Annotated in this window: 17 protein-coding genes; 2 read left to right on the plus strand and 15 right to left on the minus strand. The window is 70.9% G+C overall.

Annotated features, from left to right (window positions below; translation table 11 throughout):
- Position 1: 1 nt before the first annotated feature.
- On the minus strand, positions 2 to 1,027 hold the full coding sequence (gene pdhA, locus AC5JJ1_RS23210; protein ID WP_495787483.1) for a pyruvate dehydrogenase (acetyl-transferring) E1 component subunit alpha: 1,026 nt from the start codon (positions 1,025 to 1,027) through the stop codon (positions 2 to 4).
- A gap of 305 nt (positions 1,028 to 1,332) precedes the next feature.
- Here pdhA and AC5JJ1_RS23215 point away from each other — a divergent pair, with 305 nt between their 5' ends.
- A complete protein-coding gene (locus AC5JJ1_RS23215; protein WP_495787484.1) occupies positions 1,333 to 2,355 on the plus strand; it encodes a phytanoyl-CoA dioxygenase family protein in 1,023 nt (340 codons plus the stop codon).
- A 3-nt stretch (positions 2,356 to 2,358) separates the two neighbouring features.
- Here the strand turns inward: AC5JJ1_RS23215 and AC5JJ1_RS23220 are convergent, their stop codons facing one another.
- From AC5JJ1_RS23220 to AC5JJ1_RS23275, 12 genes are all read right to left on the minus strand, one after another.
- Positions 2,359 to 2,688, minus strand: coding sequence for an FtsB family cell division protein (locus AC5JJ1_RS23220; RefSeq protein WP_495787485.1), 330 nt, complete (start codon positions 2,686 to 2,688; stop codon positions 2,359 to 2,361).
- Positions 2,689 to 2,772: 84 nt separating this feature from the next.
- Positions 2,773 to 4,050 carry a phosphopyruvate hydratase gene (gene eno, locus AC5JJ1_RS23225; RefSeq protein ID WP_495787486.1) on the minus strand — a complete coding sequence of 426 codons (1,278 nt, stop codon included), beginning with the start codon at positions 4,048 to 4,050 and terminating at the stop codon, positions 2,773 to 2,775.
- A gap of 94 nt (positions 4,051 to 4,144) precedes the next feature.
- On the minus strand, positions 4,145 to 4,423 hold the full coding sequence (locus tag AC5JJ1_RS23230) for a hypothetical protein (RefSeq protein WP_495787487.1): 279 nt from the start codon (positions 4,421 to 4,423) through the stop codon (positions 4,145 to 4,147).
- Entirely contained in the window at positions 4,420 to 5,352 is a 933-nt protein-coding gene (locus tag AC5JJ1_RS23235; RefSeq protein ID WP_495787488.1) for a hypothetical protein, read from the minus strand. Before AC5JJ1_RS23235 ends, AC5JJ1_RS23230 begins: the two co-directional genes overlap by 4 nt.
- Positions 5,353 to 5,579: 227 nt before the next feature.
- Positions 5,580 to 7,220 (minus strand): CTP synthase, encoded by a 1,641-nt coding sequence (gene pyrG / locus AC5JJ1_RS23240; protein WP_495787489.1) that lies wholly within the window; start codon positions 7,218 to 7,220, stop codon positions 5,580 to 5,582.
- Between the two features lie 191 nt (positions 7,221 to 7,411).
- Positions 7,412 to 7,741, minus strand: a complete 330-nt coding sequence (secG, locus tag AC5JJ1_RS23245) for a preprotein translocase subunit SecG (RefSeq protein WP_495787490.1) — start codon at positions 7,739 to 7,741, stop codon at positions 7,412 to 7,414.
- Positions 7,742 to 7,782: 41 nt separating this feature from the next.
- Complete coding sequence (locus AC5JJ1_RS23250) at positions 7,783 to 8,835, minus strand: hypothetical protein (RefSeq protein WP_495787491.1); 1,053 nt, start codon at positions 8,833 to 8,835, stop codon at positions 7,783 to 7,785.
- 73 nt (positions 8,836 to 8,908) lie between these two features.
- On the minus strand, positions 8,909 to 9,844 hold the full coding sequence (locus AC5JJ1_RS23255; RefSeq protein WP_495787492.1) for a calcium-binding protein: 936 nt from the start codon (positions 9,842 to 9,844) through the stop codon (positions 8,909 to 8,911).
- Between the two features lie 238 nt (positions 9,845 to 10,082).
- Positions 10,083 to 10,526, minus strand: coding sequence for a Rieske (2Fe-2S) protein (locus tag AC5JJ1_RS23260; RefSeq protein ID WP_495787493.1), 444 nt, complete (start codon positions 10,524 to 10,526; stop codon positions 10,083 to 10,085).
- Complete coding sequence (locus AC5JJ1_RS23265) at positions 10,501 to 11,610, minus strand: amidohydrolase family protein (protein ID WP_495787494.1); 1,110 nt, start codon at positions 11,608 to 11,610, stop codon at positions 10,501 to 10,503. Before AC5JJ1_RS23265 ends, AC5JJ1_RS23260 begins: the two co-directional genes overlap by 26 nt.
- On the minus strand, positions 11,607 to 12,686 hold the full coding sequence (locus AC5JJ1_RS23270) for an amidohydrolase family protein (RefSeq protein ID WP_495787708.1): 1,080 nt from the start codon (positions 12,684 to 12,686) through the stop codon (positions 11,607 to 11,609). Before AC5JJ1_RS23270 ends, AC5JJ1_RS23265 begins: the two co-directional genes overlap by 4 nt.
- Positions 12,686 to 13,489 carry a shikimate dehydrogenase family protein gene (locus tag AC5JJ1_RS23275; protein WP_495787495.1) on the minus strand — a complete coding sequence of 268 codons (804 nt, stop codon included), beginning with the start codon at positions 13,487 to 13,489 and terminating at the stop codon, positions 12,686 to 12,688. Before AC5JJ1_RS23275 ends, AC5JJ1_RS23270 begins: the two co-directional genes overlap by 1 nt.
- 66 nt (positions 13,490 to 13,555) lie before the next feature.
- Between AC5JJ1_RS23275 and AC5JJ1_RS23280 the strand changes: the two genes are divergently transcribed.
- On the plus strand, positions 13,556 to 14,332 hold the full coding sequence (locus AC5JJ1_RS23280; RefSeq protein ID WP_495787496.1) for a 3-ketoacyl-ACP reductase: 777 nt from the start codon (positions 13,556 to 13,558) through the stop codon (positions 14,330 to 14,332).
- Between the two features lie 15 nt (positions 14,333 to 14,347).
- On the opposite strand, the gene AC5JJ1_RS23285 is transcribed toward AC5JJ1_RS23280, so the two are convergent.
- Positions 14,348 to 15,310, minus strand: a complete 963-nt coding sequence (locus tag AC5JJ1_RS23285) for a Bug family tripartite tricarboxylate transporter substrate binding protein (RefSeq protein ID WP_495787497.1) — start codon at positions 15,308 to 15,310, stop codon at positions 14,348 to 14,350.
- Between the two features lie 208 nt (positions 15,311 to 15,518).
- Positions 15,519 to 16,157, minus strand: a complete 639-nt coding sequence (locus tag AC5JJ1_RS23290) for an MBL fold metallo-hydrolase (RefSeq protein WP_495787498.1) — start codon at positions 16,155 to 16,157, stop codon at positions 15,519 to 15,521.
- Between the last annotated feature and the right edge of the window lie 40 nt (positions 16,158 to 16,197).

Below are 16,197 nucleotides of genomic sequence, written 5' to 3' on the forward strand. Positions count from 1 at the left end.
CTCAGCGCGCCTCCACCAGCACATCGGTCCAGAGCTCGGCCTCGTCGGGCTCGGGGCTGGACTGCGCGAAGTCGGCCGCCTCCTGGACCACCGCCTTCACCTCGTCGTCAATCTTCTTGAGCGCCGCCTCCTCGAGGCCGCCCTCCAACAGCAGCTTGCGCGCCGTCTCGATCGGGTCGGACTGCTCGCGCATCTTCTGCACCTCCTCGCGGGTGCGGTACTTCGCCGGGTCGGACATGGAATGCCCGCGATAGCGATAGGTCTTCATCTCGAGGAGGTACGGCCCGTTCCCCGCGCGGCAATGCGCCGTCGCCCGCTCGCCCGCCTCTTTGACGGCCATGACATCCATGCCGTTGACCTGCTCGCCGGGGATGCCCCAGGCCGCGCCGTTCTTCGACAGGTCGCGCGAGGCGCTGGCCCGCTCCACGCTGGTGCCCATGCCGTACTTGTTGTTCTCGATGATGAAGATGACCGGCAGCTTCATCAGCGCCGCCAGGTTGAAGCTCTCGAAGACCTGCCCCTGGTTGGAGGCGCCCTCGCCGAAATAGGTCAGCGAGACGTTGCGCGACTCCCGGTACCAGTTGGCGAAGGCGAGCCCGGTGCCGAGCGAGACCTGCGCGCCGACGATGCCATGCCCGCCGAAGAAGCCCTTCTCCCGGCTGAACATGTGCATGGAGCCGCCCTTGCCGCGGGAATAGCCGCCCGAGCGCCCGGTCAACTCGGCCATGACGCCGCGTGCCTCCATCCCCGTCGCCAGCATGTGGCCGTGGTCGCGGTAGGAGGTGATGACCTGGTCGCCCGGCTCGAGGCAGGCCTGCATGCCGACGACGACCGCCTCCTGCCCGATATAGAGGTGGCAGAAGCCGCCGATCAGCCCCATGCCGTAGAGCTGGCCCGCCTTCTCCTCGAAGCGGCGGATCAGCAGCATGTCCCGATAGGCCTGCAGCAGCTGCTCCTGCGTCATCGGCGGCGCCGATGCCGCCTTCCCACGGCGCTTCGCGCCTGTGGCTTCCGCTGCCTGGGCCATGCGGTCCCCTCCCTTGCCTGCGATGTCTCAGCGCCTCGAATTACGCGCCCCAGCCCTTGACGACAAGCGAGCGCCCGCGAAAAAACCCAGCCAGGGCAAGGAAATACGGCGATTAACCAGATGTCGGTTAATATGGTTTAGGTGCGGCGCAGCAGGCTTGCCGCCCGTTTCCCGCACGCCCCCAGCAAGCGCAAGAAGCGCAAAGCAGTTCCACCCGGGACGCATCATCCGGTTCTGCTTGACGCGCCAGGCCCGCGCCCGGGATAAGCTTGCCTCTCAACTTCGTGACCTCGTAGGAGAGCCGGATGCCTAGCTGGACCGGCTGGCTGCTCGCCCCGCTGCACGCCCTGGCGCTGGCGAGCAGCGCCAAGTCCTTCCGCGGCAACCCGGTCCTCGGCAGCCCGGCGCTGAACCGCTTGGGCCTGCACATCGCCCGCAAGAGCCTCGCCGCCCGGATGGCAGGCCGGCGCCGCGCCCGGCTGGCCGAGGCGCTCTCCCCCGCCGATCGCGCCGCCTTCGACCGCGACGGCTACCTCGCCATCCCGGACTTCCTGCCGCCTGCCGCCTTCGCCCCGATGCGCGCCGAGCTCCTCGGCCAGCAGGCCGAGGCGCGGGAATTCGTCGACGGCTACAGCCTGACCCGCCTCATCCCCCTCGATGCGCTGACCCTGCCGGCCCTGCCCGCGACGGCCGAGGCCCTGGCCTGCCCGCGCTACCGCGCGCTGCACGACTATGCCGGCTCCCACCGCCTGCCGCCGCATCGCTTCGTGCAGACGGTCTTCAGCGGCGTCCGCGACGCCCCGCCGGATGTGCAGAGCCACTTCCACACCGACACCTTCCACCCGACGGTGAAGTCGTGGCTCTTCCTCACCGATGTCCCGGGCGATGCGGCGGGCTTCACCTATGTCCCCGGCTCCCATCGCCCGACCCGGCGCCACCTCGCCTGGGAGCGCCGCCTCTCCGTCACCGCGGCGCGGCATGCGGACCGGCTGACCGGCGAGGGCTCGCTCCGCATCGAGGAGGCACGGCTCGCCCGCCTCGGCTATCCGCCGCCGCGGAAGCTCGCCGTCCAGGCCAATACTCTGGTCATCGCCGATACCAGCGGCTTCCACCGGCGCGGGATCAGCGAGGCCGCGGCCTGCCGCATCGCCATCTGGGCCTATGCGCGCGGCAATCCCTTCACGCCCTGGGCCGGGCTTGGCCTAGCCGGCGCGGGGGGATGGAAGGTCAGGGCCTTCTGGGCCGCGCAGGACGCGCTGGCCCGCCTCGCCGGCCGCGGCAATGGCTGGCGCTGGGTCGGCGCCCGCAGCCCGGCGGCGCCGCCCTGACGGTCAGTAGAGGCGGCGCTGCGCCTCGTAGGGGATGACGATCTCGTCCTTGCTGACCAGGTTCAGCAGCGTCCGCGCCCGCTCGTCGAGCTCATCCCGGTCGATGCGCTCGCCGCGCAGCCCGTTGACCTTGCGCTCCATCGAATCCCGCTCCGCCTCGGCCCGCGCCAGCGTGGCCCGGGCCTCGGCGATCTGCTGCTGCTTCTGCTCCCGCGCCAGCAGCCCGCTCTCGCCATGCAGCGAGTGCCAGATGAAATAGCCGCAGAGCAGCGCCAGCCCGACCGGCGGCAGAGCCTCCGCCAGCTTGCGCTTCACCGCACGTCCGAAGGACATGTCCGGAATCCCCCAATCCCCGGCCTATAAGCACCAGCCGGGGCGGGTTTTGGCAAGCGGGATCGGCGGCTTGCCGCCGAATTCCTACCGCCTGAGGATCGTCCGCCCCGCATAGCGCGCCGCGGTGCCGAGCTGCTGCTCGATGCGGATGAGCTGGTTGTACTTGGCGAGCCGGTCCGAGCGGCTGAGCGAGCCCGTCTTGATCTGCCCGCAATTGGTGGCGACGGCGAGGTCGGCGATGGTCGCATCCTCGGTCTCGCCCGAGCGGTGGCTCATCACCGCCTTGTAGCCCGCCCGGTGCGCCATCTCGACGGCCTCGAGCGTCTCGGTCAGCGTGCCGATCTGGTTGACCTTGACCAGGATCGCATTGCCCGTCCCGCTCTCAATCCCCTGGCGCAGCCGCTCCGGGTTGGTGACGAAGAGGTCGTCGCCGACCAGCTGCACCTTGCCGCCGAGCCTCTCGGTCAGCAGCTTCCACCCCGCCCAGTCATCCTCGGACATGCCGTCCTCGATGGAGATGATCGGCCACTTGGCGCAGAGCCCGGCGAGGTAGTCGACCATCCCCGCCTGGTCGAGCGTCTTGCCCTCGCCCTCCATCGTGTAGACGCCGCCCTGGAAGAACTCGGTCGAGGCGCAGTCGAGGGCGAACATGATGTCCTCGCCGACCCGGTGCCCCGCCGCCTCGCAGGCGCGGGCGATGAAGGAGAGCGCTTCGTCCGCCGAGCCGATATTCGGCGCGAAGCCGCCCTCGTCGCCGACATTGGTGTTGTGCCCGGCATCGTGCAGCTGCTTCTTCAGCGCGGCAAAGACCTCGGCGCCGATCCGCACCGCATCCGCCTGCGTGCCGGCCGCGACCGGCATGATCATGAATTCCTGGATGTCGATCGGGTTGTCGGCATGCTGGCCGCCATTGATGATGTTCATCATCGGCACCGGCAGCGTGCGGGCGAAGACGCCGCCGACATAGCGGTAGAGCGGCTGCCCCAGCTCCTCCGCCGCCGCCTTGGCGACCGCGAGCGACACGGCAAGGATCGCATTCGCCCCGAGCCGCGCCTTGTTCGGCGTGCCGTCCAGCTCGATCATCGTCTCGTCGATGCGGACCTGCTCGGTCGGGTCCATCCCCGACAGCGCGTCGAAGATCTCGCCCTCGACATTCGCCACGGCCTTCTGCACGCCCTTGCCGCCGAAGCGCGCCTTGTCGCCGTCCCTGAGCTCGACGGCCTCATGCGCGCCGGTCGAGGCGCCGGAGGGCACGATGGCCCGCCCGATGGCGCCGCTCTCCAGCACCACCTCGGCCTCGACGGTGGGGTTGCCGCGGCTGTCGAGGACCTCGCGGGCGATGATGTCGACGATGGCGGACATGGGGGACCTCCGGCTCTCTCAGCGCGCGGATACCGGCCCCGCCGCCGGGCGGCAAGACCCCAACTTTCCGGGAGAGGCCCGGTCGCGGCCAGGCCTACTTGCCCCCGCCGTCCCCGCCGCCGCCCCCGTCACCTCCGGCATCTCCGCCGTCGTCGTTCCCGCCATCGCCACCGCCGCCGCCATCCCCATGGGCGACGACGCCATCCGGGCTGCCCTCGCCGCCCTCCTCAGGCTCCGACCGCATCGCCATGGCGACCGCCCCGAGCCCGAGGATGACGAGCGGCGCGGCCCAGGCGGCCACCCCCTCCGACGCCAGCCCGCAGGCCACCACGCCGCCGAAGCCGAGCGCCGCCAGGACCAGCGCCTTCCTCACCCGCGCCGGGCGCCCTCGGTGAGCGCCCTGAGCCGCGCCACGGCCAGCTCCAGCGCCGCCACCTTGGCCGAGGCATCGGGCCCGTCGGCCGCGAGCGCCGCATGCGCCTGCTCGATCGCGGTCAGCACGTCGTTGATGGTGGCGAGGTTGCCCTGCGCGGGGTCGTTGTCCCGCCCCTCGGAGAGGCTGCGGAAGATGCTGTAGCGCTCCCCCGCCCCGATCCGCCCGTCATTGCGGAGCGCGGCGAGGAAGCGCGCCTGCTGCGCGTCCAGCCCCTCGCGCCGCGCGCGGATGGCGCCGCGGGTGCCGAGCCCAGGCTCCGGCCCGATCACCGCATGCAGCATGGCGATGACCGCGGCCACATGCGGCTGCCCCTCCTGCACCAGCGCGGCGAGGCTCGGCGCCTCCCGCCGCTGCGCCAGCACCGCCGGCAGGTCGGCCAGTGCCGCGATGCCGGCGAGCCCCGCCGTGCGCACCGGCTCCAGCACCGGCGTGCCGCTCGCGGCCCGGACGGCCTCGAGCCCCCTCGCCGCCGCCTGGGCCAGCGCCTGGCCGTTCCCGACCGTTTCATCCCGCACCCGCTGCCCGGCCGCGGCCTCCGCCAGCACATGGGCATAGTCGCCGAGCGCGGCGAAGGCCGGCGTCAGCACCCGCCCCGCCGCCTCCGCCGCCCCGGCCGGCGGCGCGGTGAAGCGCCCGGCCGGCGCCTGCCGCCCGCCGATGGCGAAGGCGATTGCGTTGTCCTCCCTCAGGGCCATGCGCTCGAACCCGTCCATCCGCCCGATCGCCGCCTCCACCGCGTCATCCGCCTGGTCGAGCGTCTGGGCGAAGCGCAGCGAGGCGGGGGCCGGCGGCTCCGGCCGCTCCCCCATCTGGGCGCAGCCCGCGAGCAGCGGCAGGGCGAGGAGCATCAGGCGAGGCCGGACCATGCGGTGTCCCTTCTGGCTGGTATGCCGCCGAGAGAGACCCCCGGCGGGCGCTCAGGTCAAGCGCAACCGCCGGCACCATGCCGCGCCGTGGCTTTCCCCAAAGTTACAGGAGCATGGAGGACTTTGGAGCGGTTTCCGTTCGCCTCGGCTCGCGAAGCCCGCTCCGGATTGGTGCTTGATCGAGCGAATTCCTCCGACCGGGCAAGTCGACCTGGCCGGAGTTTGCCCTAGACCAGCCGCGCCTGCTTCACCGCCGCCCCGATGAAGCCGCGGAACAGCGGATGCGGCGCGAAGGGCTTCGACAGCAGTTCCGGATGGAACTGCACGCCGATGAACCAGGGATGGTCCGGATACTCAACGATCTCCGGCAGCTCTCCATCCGGCGACATGCCGGAGAAGCGCAGCCCAGCCTCCTCGAGCTGGTCCTTGTAGTTGACGTTGACCTCGAAGCGGTGCCGGTGCCGCTCCTCGATCGTCGCCGCGCCGCCATAGACCTCGCGCACCAGCGACCCTTCGGACAGCTTCGCCGCATAGGCGCCGAGTCGCATCGTCCCGCCGAGGTCGCCCATCGCATTGCGCCGCTCCAGCGCATTGCCGCGCAGCCACTCCGTCATCAGCCCGACCACGGGATGTTCGCAGGGGCCGAACTCGGTCGAGGACGCGCCCTTCAGCCCGACGAGATTGCGCGCCGCCTCGATCACCGCCATCTGCATCCCGAAGCAGATGCCGAAGAAGGGAACCTTCCGCTCGCGGGCGAAGCGCACCGCCTCGATCTTCCCCGGCGTCCCCCGCTCGCCGAAGCCGCCGGGCACGAGGATGCCGCTCGCCCCCTCCAGCCGCTTCACCGCCTCGTCGCCGCGTCGCTCGTCGAAGACGCCGCTGTCGACCCAGTCGAGGTTGACCTTCACGTTGTGCGCGATCCCGCCATGGGTCAGCGCTTCCATCAGGGACTTATAGCTGTCGAGCAGGTTGGTGTACTTGCCGACGACGGCGATGGTGACCTCGCCCTCCGGCTGCTTGATCGAGTGGACGATGCGGTCCCAGCGCCGCATGTCCGGCTCGCCATAGGCCGAAAGGCCGAAATGCCGCAGCACCTCCTGGTCCATGCCCTCGGCATGGTACTGGATCGGCACGTCGTAGATCGTGCTGGCATCCAGCGCCGGGATCACGCTCTCCGGACGGACGTTGCAGAACAGGGCAATCTTTCGCCGCTCGTTCTCCGGGATCGGCCGGTCGCAGCGGCAGAGCAGCACCTGCGGCTGGATGCCCAATCCGAGCAGCTCCTTCACGCTGTGCTGCGTCGGCTTGGTCTTCAGCTCGCCCGCCGAGGAAATGTAGGGCAACAGCGTCAGGTGGACGAAGAGGCTCCGCGTCGGCCCCAGCTCGTTGGCCAGCTGCCGAAGCGCCTCGAGGAAGGGCAGCGACTCGATATCGCCGACCGTGCCGCCCACCTCAACTAGGATGAAGTCGTAGCCATCCGTCTCGGCCTGGACGACTTCCTTGATCTTGTCGGTGATGTGCGGAATCACCTGGACGGTGCCGCCGAGGTAGTCCCCCCGCCGCTCTGCGGCGATGACGTCGGAGTAGATCCGCCCCGTCGTCCAGTTGTCGGCCTTGGTCGCATGCACGCCGGTGAAGCGCTCATAGTGACCGAGATCGAGGTCGGTCTCCGCACCGTCATCGGTGACGAAGACCTCCCCATGCTGATAGGGCGACATGGTCCCCGGATCCACGTTCAGATAGGGATCGAGCTTGCGCAGGCGGATCTTGTATCCGCGTGCCTGCAACAAGGCACCCAAGGATGCCGCTGCGATGCCCTTGCCGAGGGAGGAGACCACGCCGCCGGTGATGAATACGAACCGCGCCATGGGCGCCCTTCATAACCGGCTCCGGCGCGCTCCGCTACCCGGGATGGCACGGTCCAGGGAAGGATCAGCCATGCGGTACGGGGACTTGTAGCCGCGCGACTCGCCTCGGACGGGGCTTCGCCGCTCCCGTGCCCGCCCATCAAGGCCCGAAAGGCCCTTGGAAACCTTCAGTTTGGCCGGAAGCGCGGCAGCTAGTTGGTCGGGACGCTTGGGGCCGCGGGGGTGGCGGGGGCAGCAGGTGCCGTGGCGGCGGGCGGCGGCGGGGCCGCGTCGAGAATCGAGCCGCGCAGCCCCGTGCCCCGCCCGAGCAGCGCCAGCGCCAGCGACAGCACGAAGAAGGCCGTGCCGAGAACCGCCGTCGTCCGGGTCAGCAGGTTGGCCGTCCCCCGCCCGGTCATGAAGGACCCCATCCCCTGGGAGGAGCCGATGCCGAGCCCGCCCCCCTCGCTGCGCTGCAGCAGCACCACCCCGATCAGGGCCAGGGTGACGAAGAGGTGGATGACGAGAAGAACGGTGGCCATGGTCTTGCAACGAGGTCCTGGAGGGGGTGCGGAGGCGCCTTCTACAGGCTTGCCGCGAGCGAAGCCACCCTCCCCTGCGCCACCGCCTCCGCCAGGTCATGGCTGGCGAGGTTCTTCCCCTTCGCCTCCACCTCGAGGTCGGTCCAGGCCAGGTGCCCGGCCGCCCAGTCGTTGATGGCCCGGTTCCACATCCGCTCCGAATGCGCCCGGATCTCCCGCGCCGGCACCCCGGCCGCCACCAGCGCCCCGAAATCGGGCAGGGTGTTGAGGTCGAGCCCGCCCGGCAGCAGCCCCTCCCGCGGCGCGCTGAGGTGTCCCATGGGCCGCACCCCAAGCCAGCTCTCCCTCACCCGCTCGATCCGCGGGTCATCGGGGGCGATGTGCTCGCCCTGCGAATGGCACCAGTGGTGATGCAGGTCGAGCACGATCGGCAGGGTCTCGGCCAGCGGCAGCAGGTCGTCCAGCCCATAGGCGATCTCGTCGTTCTCGACGGTCAGCAGCCCCTGCGTCTCCTCCGACAGCAGGTCGAAGCCCCGCCGGAACCCCTCGATCCCCGGCGCCCGCGCCCCGCCATGGATGTTGATATGCGCCCCCTCCCGGTGCCAGCCGCCGGCGAGGCCGAGCATCCCCATCACCTCGGTATGGTAGTCCAGTTCCTCGACGCTGTTGGCCAGCGCCCGGGGGTTCTCGGTGGACAGCACGCAGAACTGCCCGGGATGCATGGACAGCCGCACCCCCGCCGCCCGCGCCCGCTCGCCGATGGCGGTGAGCCCGCGCTCCACCATCTCCCGCAGCGCCGGCTCCGCGTAGCGCGGCCTGGCGACGGGGTGGGTGTAGACCGGCAGCACGCTCGAGATGATGCGGAGGCACCGCTCGAGCGGCGGCGCTGCGGCTGCCTCCTCCACCTGCGCGGCCAGCGCCGCCATGTTTCCCTTGACCAGGCCGAGCAGCTTCGCCGTCGCCTCCGCCGGCCCGAGCCGGCTGAGCGCCGTGACCGTCGTGTCGCGCAGGTTCATCGAGGCCGCCGGCCGGTCATCGCCCGCCGGCGGCACCCATTTGCAGCACCATCCGATCCGCATGGGCGCCGAACGCATCGCGCGCCCCCGAGGTTCGCCTTGCAAAACCGGCCTTAAGTTGCTATACTGGAATGATCATCGCCCGCGCGCCTCAGCCGAGGAAGACGTCATCAGCCGCGATGCCCTGTACGCCGAGGAGTTCGATCTCGAGCGATACGCCCGGCCTTGGCTGCGGCTCGTAATCCGGCGGTGGCAGGTTGAACTGGGTGTAGACCTGCAGGATGGTCCGGTCGCCCTGCACCTCGTAGCGAACCTGCATCCGGAAGCCATCCTCCGGGGTGACCCGGAAGGCTTCAGTGCCGATGAAGATCGGCGGGGGCGTGTCCTGGGGCAGGAAGGAGCTGCAGTAGCCGGACAGGTCGAGCACATCGCCATCGGCGTGCCGGAAGTCGGTGACGATGTCCCTGTTGCTGGGGCCGATGCCGGTATCCAAGGTCGTTCCGGATATGTCCTCCCGATTGAACAGGAAGCGGTCGGCGCCTGCCCCGCCGGTCAGGCGATCGAGGTCATACCCGCCCTGCAGCGTGTCGTCTCCTGTGCCGCCCTCGATGGTATCCTTCCCGCCTCCGCCCCGGATGCTGTCCCGTCCGGCGCCGCCGTGGAGCCAGTTGTCGCCATCATACCGCTCGAAAGCCTCGGCACCGGAGGGGCTTGGCGGGCCGTAGCCCCAGCCGATGATGATGTCGTTCCCCGCGCCGCCGAAGGCGGTATCCTCGCCATAGCCGCCCCAGACGACGTCATTCCCGCCGCCGGCGAGGAGCAGGTTGCGGCCTGGCGTGCCGTCGTATTCGGGCGGGTTCGGGCCGCCGCCGGACGCGTCGCCCACGACCAAATCATCCCCGGCGCCGCCGGAGACGAGATCGTCGCCCGCACCGCCGAACACGCTGTCATTGCCGTCGCCGCCGAAGACGGCGTCCTGGCCCCCCAGGCCGTCCAGGCGGTCGGCACCGCCGAAGCCCGTGAGGAGATCGTTGCTATCCGTCCCGGACAGGCTGTCGGCACCGGCGCGGCCTAATCGGATGCTCATCGGGTTTCCTCTGGGAAGTCCATGCTTCTGCATCGATCTTGCCCATCCGTAACCCGGCGGCGATCCGCACCGAACCTGTTTTCCAGCCAGCCTGGCCGGTTCGGCTTCAACTTCCTTTGACGGTGCCTCTATACGGCCTCAATTCCTCAGTCGACGGCTCAAACCACTAAGATCGGCGACGAAAGCCACAGCCAGCCTCAACCGATTGAGGGAATTGAAGCGAGATGGCGGCCCACCATCAGGCCTCGACCACCACATACTCATCCTCGACCTTCACGGGGAAGGTCTCCGCCACATAGGGCCCCTCGATCAGCGCCGCCCCGCTCGTCACCTGCGCCGGGAACTGCCTGACCTGCACCCGCTTCGGGTCGAACCAGGACTTGCCGGTGCGGATGTCGAACTCCCAGTAATGCCAGGGGCAGCGGACCATCTCACCCCGCCGCGCATAGCGGTAGACGCCCGGCTCGGGGCTATCGACATGGCCCGAGACCAACCCGGCGCAGAGGCTGCCGCCCTGGTGCGGGCAGCGGTCGCTCAGGGCGTAGAAGGCGCCGCCGAGGTTGAAGACGACGATCCGCTTCCCCTCCGCCTCCACCAGCTTCCGCCCGCCGGCCGGGATCTCCCCCACCGGCGCCACCACGATCCGCGCCACCGCCTTAGAAGCCGTAGAGCGCCCGCGCATTGCCCCCGTAGATCGCCTGCCGCCGCTCGGCCGGGATCACGCCGGGGATGGCCGCGCGCGGGTCGTCGAAGTCCCAGTGCGGATAGTCGCTGGCGAAGAGGATGCGGTCCCAGCCCACCCATTCGCAGATGTCGAGGATATGCTGCCCCCGCTCCGGCTCCTCCATCGGCTGGGTCGAGACCCAGATATGCTCGCGGATGTACTCGGAGGGCGCCCGCTTGAGGTGCGGCACCTCGCTCTTCAGGTGTCGCCAGTGCTTGTCGAGCCGCCAGCCGACCGAGGGCAGCCAGGCGAAGCCGCACTCGATCAGCACGACCTTGAGGCCGGGGAGGCGCTCGAATACCCCCTCGGTGACGAGGGAGATCACCTGGTTCTGGCAGGAGGTCGCATGCTCGCTCACCTCCTCGATGTAGAAGGAGGGCCAGCCGCCATTGGTCATCGCCCAGCCGCTATAGCCGAAGGCGTGGAAGGCGACCGGCAGCCCCGCCTCCACCGCCGCCTCGTAGATCGGCCAGTAGCGCGGGTTGCCGGCCGGCTCCGCCGTGCGGCTCATCATCAGCACCTGGCAGAAATTCGGGTCGCCGGCGCGTTTCCGGATCTCTGCCGCCGAGGCCTGCGGGTCCTCATAGGGCACGACGACGCTGCCGCGGAGCCGTGGCTCGCGCCGCAGCCAGGCCTCGAGCTGCCACTCGTTCGTCGCATGCGCCATGGCGGCGGAGAAGGCGTTGTTCCGGTCTCCCTGCCCGCTCGGCTGCAAGGGGTTCAGCACCCCGACGTCGATCCCGTAATTGTCGAGCAGCTGGAAGCGCAGGAAATCGAGGTCCGAGGCCGGCGCCCCGCCCGTCGGCGGCCAGGCGTCGCGCCGCGAGGCCAGGGGCTGCGCCTTCGGGAAGGGCGGCTGCCCCGCGGTGAAGCCATGCCGCGCCCGCATTCCCCAGGTCTGGAAGTGGTCCCACCAGCGCTCGCTGAGGAAGGGCCGCAGGGCCTCCGGGTTGTCGGGACGCGGATGGATATCGACGTCCACCAGGCCCTGCGTCGCGGCGGTCGGCTTGCCAGGGGCGGCGATCGGCTGGATCACGTTCATGCCACGACTCCTTCGCTGAGGCGCTGATAGGTGGCGAGCGGGTTGTCCCGCATGAGCTTCGGCCAGAGGCTCTCCGGGATGCCAGCCGGCATGGCGGCATCCCCCTCATACTGCCAGTGGGGCCAGTCGGAGGCCCAGAGCAGCAACGCATCGGAGCGCAACTGGTCCATCACCCGCTGCACGATGGCGCCATCCTCCGGGGCGTCCAGCGGCTGGACGGTGAGCCGCACCTGGTCCCGCACGATCTCCGCCGGCAGCCGGTCGACCCAGGGCACCTCAAAGCGCACGCCCTTCCAGGTCTTCTGCAGCCGCCAGAGGAAGCTCGGCAGCCAGGAGACGCCGGATTCCAGCAGCACCACCCGCAGGTCGGGAAATTTGGAGAAGGCGCCCTCGGTGATGAGGCTCGCCAGCGTGCTCTGGAAGGCCTGCTGGTTGGCTGCGTATTCCTCGAGATACCAGCTGGTCCAGCCGACCGAGGTCTGCGGGTGCCGGTAGGCGCTGCCGGCATGGATGCCGAGCGGCAGCCCGTGCCGCACGCAGGCCTCGAGGACCGGCCAGAATTGCCGCCGCCCGAGCGGCACCTCCCCCATCGCCAGCGCCAGCACCTGGACGAAGCGCCGGTCGGGCGCCAGCCGCTCGATCTCGGCGACCGCGGCCTCGACGCTCTGCAGCGGCAGCACGATGGAGGCCCGCAGCCGCGCGTCTCGGTCGAGCCACTCCGCCCGGGTCCAGTCGTTCAGCGCCTGGGTGAAGGCCGCGGCCATGTCCTCGTTGAAGACGAGCTGCACGCCATAGAGCGGGTTGAGGATGCCGAGCGCCGTCCCCAACCGGTCCAGCGACTGCGCCTGGAGCTGCCCGACCGTCGCCGCGCCGCGCCCATCCGCCCCGCGCCAGTCCGCCCGGATGGTCTTCGGCGAGCGGACCGGCCAGGACTGGGTGTCGAGGGTAGTGATCCCCCGCTCCGCCACCTGGTCGCGCCAGAACTCGTCCATATAGGGGGCGAGCGCGGTCATGCCCGGCACCATCGGGTGCAGGTCGCAGTCGATCGGGCGGAACCGGCCATACATCGGCGCCATCACCCTCCCAGTTCCGCGAGCCCAAGGAAGGCCGCGGCCAATCTTGCCTGGCCCTCGAACATCGCGCGGCCGGAGACGGTATCACACCCCGCCGCGGCCGCCGCGTCCAGCAGCGCCGTGCGCTCCGGGTTCGGGACGACATCCGCCACCACCTGGCCGGGCGAGAGCCGCCCCGGCTCCACCGCCAGCGCATCGCCGGGGCGGAGCCCGAGCGGCGTCGCATTGACGACGAGGCCCTGCCCCGCCGGATCCGCCGGGCCCGTCGCCACCGCGCAGCCGGGGAAGGCGGCCGCCACCGCCTCGGCCAGCGCCCCGGCCCGGCCCGGCGCCGGGTCGGAGAGGACGAGCGAGGCCAACCCCGCCCGCGCCAAGGCAAAGGCGATCGCCCTCCCCGCCCCGCCGCAGCCGAGCTGGAGGGCACGCATCCCCGCCGGCTCGTGCCCCTCGGCGCGGAGCCCGGCGACGAAGCCCTCGCCGTCGAACATCTCGCCCTCCCAACTGCCATCAGCCCGCCGCCGCACGGTGTTCACGGCGCCCGCCAGCCGCGCCAGCGGCCCGAGCGCATCGAGCAGCGGCACCACCGCCTGCTTGTGCGGCATGGTGAGCACGACCCCGTCGAGGTTGCGGATGCGCGCAAGCCCCCGCCATGCGGCGGCGAGGTCGCCAGCCGCCACCTCCATCGGCAGGAAGGCCGCATCCAGCCCCGCCCGCGCGAAGGCCGCGTTCCACCACTCCGGCGAGCGCACCACCCCGACCGGGTCGCCGAGGATGGCGAAGAGCCGGGCCCGACCGGTGATCGGCATGCTGCACCCCTTCCGCTGTCCGCGCGCCTCGCCCATCCTCGCCCCGGAGATCGCGCGGAGGAAGGCATGGCGAGCGGCAAGAGGCCGGTGGCGCTGGTGACGGGGGCGCGGCGCGGCATGGGGGCGGCGACCTGCATCGCCCTCGCCGGCGCCGGCTACGACATCATCGCCATCGACAAGGAGCTGGAGGGGGCACGGGAGACCGGCCATGCCGTGGTCGCCGCCGGCGGCGACTTCGACTTCCGCTTCTGCGACCTGGCCGATCCGGAGGCGGTGGCGCGGATCGCGGAGCTCGCCTGGGAGATCGGCGGCGGCGTCGAGGCGGTGGTGAACAATGCCGGCGTCGGCACCCTGGTCCGCGGCGACCTGCTCGAGCTGGCGCCGGAAAGCTGGGAGCGGGCGCTCGCGGTCAATACCCGCGCGCCCTTCTTCCTCACCCAGGCGCTGGCGAAGCAGATGGTGGCGGCGGAGGCGCCGCGGCGCGGGCCGCGCGGCATCGTCTTCGTCACCTCGGCCAATGCGGTGCTCGCCAGCCCGGACAGGGCGGATTACAGCGCGAGCAAGGCCGCGCTTTCCATGGTCGCCCGCTGCTTCGCCCTGCGCCTCGCCGAGGACGGCATCCCCGTCTACGAGGTCCGCCCCGGCGTCATCCGCACGGCGATGACGGAAGCTGTGGCCGAACGCTACAGCCAGCGCATCGCGGACGGCCTGTCGCCGATCCGCCGCTGGGGCGAGGCAGAGGACGTGGGGCGGGCGGTGACCGGCCTGCTCTCGGGCGCCATCCCTTTCTCCACCGGCGATGCCTTCCATGTCGATGGCGGGCTGCATATCGGCCGGCTCTAGCCTCGCCGCCTCCGGCTAATCGATATGGATGTTGGCGAGCCGGGCGACCTCGGCGTTGACCGCGATCTCGCGCGGGATGCGCTCGCGGAACTCGGCCGGCCCCTCGCCCTCCACCACGCCGCCCGACTCCTCGATGCGGCCGATGATCTCGGGCCGGCGCAGCAACCCCTGCACATCCGAGGCGATGCGGGCGACGAGCGCTTCGGGCAGGCCGCCGGGCGCGGCGAAGCTGTACCAGGGCGAGGTGTCGCGGATCGGCACGCCCTGCTCCGCCATGGTCGGCACATCCGGGAAGGCGCGGGCGCGGCGGGGCGCGGCGATGGCGATCGGGCGGAGCTTGCCGTCGCGGGCAAGGCCGATGGCGCCGGAGAGCGTCGAGAAGGTGATCGGCACCCGGCCGCCGATCACGTCCTGCATCGCCGGCACGGCGCCGCGATAGGGCACATGGGTCAGCTCGATCCGCGCCGCGCGCATGAACATCTCGGTGGCGAAGTGGCCCGAGGTGGCGACGCCCGAGGTCGCGGCGGCCAGGCCCGGTTGCCGGCGCGCGGCGGCGATCACGTCCTGCAGATCGCGGTAGGGCTGGTCGGCGCCGGTGAAGAGCACCGTAGGCGAGGAATAGATGACGACGATCGGGGTGACGTCGCGCAGCGTATCGAAGGGCAGGCGGGCGAAGACGGCGGGGTTGCTCGTCAGGTTGCTGGTGCAGAGCAGCAGGGTGTAGCCGTCGGGCGGTGACTTCGTCAGCGCCTCGACGGCGATGTTCTGCGATGCGCCGGGGCGGTTCTCCACCACCAGCGGCTGGCCCCAGAGCGCCTGCAGCGGTTCCTGCAGGAGGCGGGCGGCGAAGTCGGTGGGGCCGCCGGCGGGGAAGCCGACCAGCAGGCGGATCGGCCGGTCAGGCCAGGCCGGCTGGGCGCGGGCGGCGGCGGACAGCGTGAGGCCGGCGGCGGCGAGCACCCCGCGTCGGTCGAGCATGGCGTTTCCCCGTCCCTGTCGTTGCGGCAAGCATTCGCCTTGCGGACCGGCCCGTCAAGCAAGCCCGGGCGGGGCAAACCGCGCAAGAAGCGGGACCCGATGCGGCAAGCGGCGAGGACCGAGCGGCATGCCGGCCGCTGCCATCCGCCGCAGCCCCAGGGCGTCGATCGATGCCGGCAGCGTCGCGGGGCGGCACGCGGCCTGGCGATCAGCTTCGCAGGAAGGGGTTGCCGCGCCGCTCCTGGCCGAAGCTCGAGCCGGGGCCATGGCCGCAGAGAAAGGCGATGTCGTCGCCGAGCGGCAGCAGCTTCCCATGGATCGCCGCAAGCAGGGCTGCCTGGTCGCCATAGGCGAAGTCGGTGCGGCCGACGGAGCCGCGAAACAGCACGTCGCCGACCACGGCGACGCGCAATGCCTTCTGGACGAAGACGACATGCCCGGGCGTATGGCCCGGGCAGTGCAGGACGTCGAAGGCTTTGCCGCCGATCGGGACCACGTCGCCCTCGGCGAGCCACTGGTCGGGGACAAGGTTGCGGGCGGTCATGCCGTATTTGGCCGCCTGCTCTTCCAGCCCTTCGAGCAGGAAGGCATCGCGCCGGTCGGGGCCGATGACGGGCGGCGTGCCGGGCAGCGCCGCCTTCAGCTCCACCGCGCCGCCGGCATGGTCCATATGGCCATGCGTGAGGAGGATACTCTCGACGGACAGCTTCAGCTCGCCGATGGCGGCGAGGATGCGGTCCACCTCCCCGCCCGGGTCGATGACGCTGCCGCGGAGGCTCGCCTCGTCCCAGAGCAGGGTGCAGTTCTGCTGGAAGGGCGTGACGGGGATGACGGCGGCCTTGAGCATGGGCCGAGCCTAGGCACCCCTCCCCGTCCCGGCAAGCGGG

This window comes from Belnapia sp., assembly GCF_059504005.1.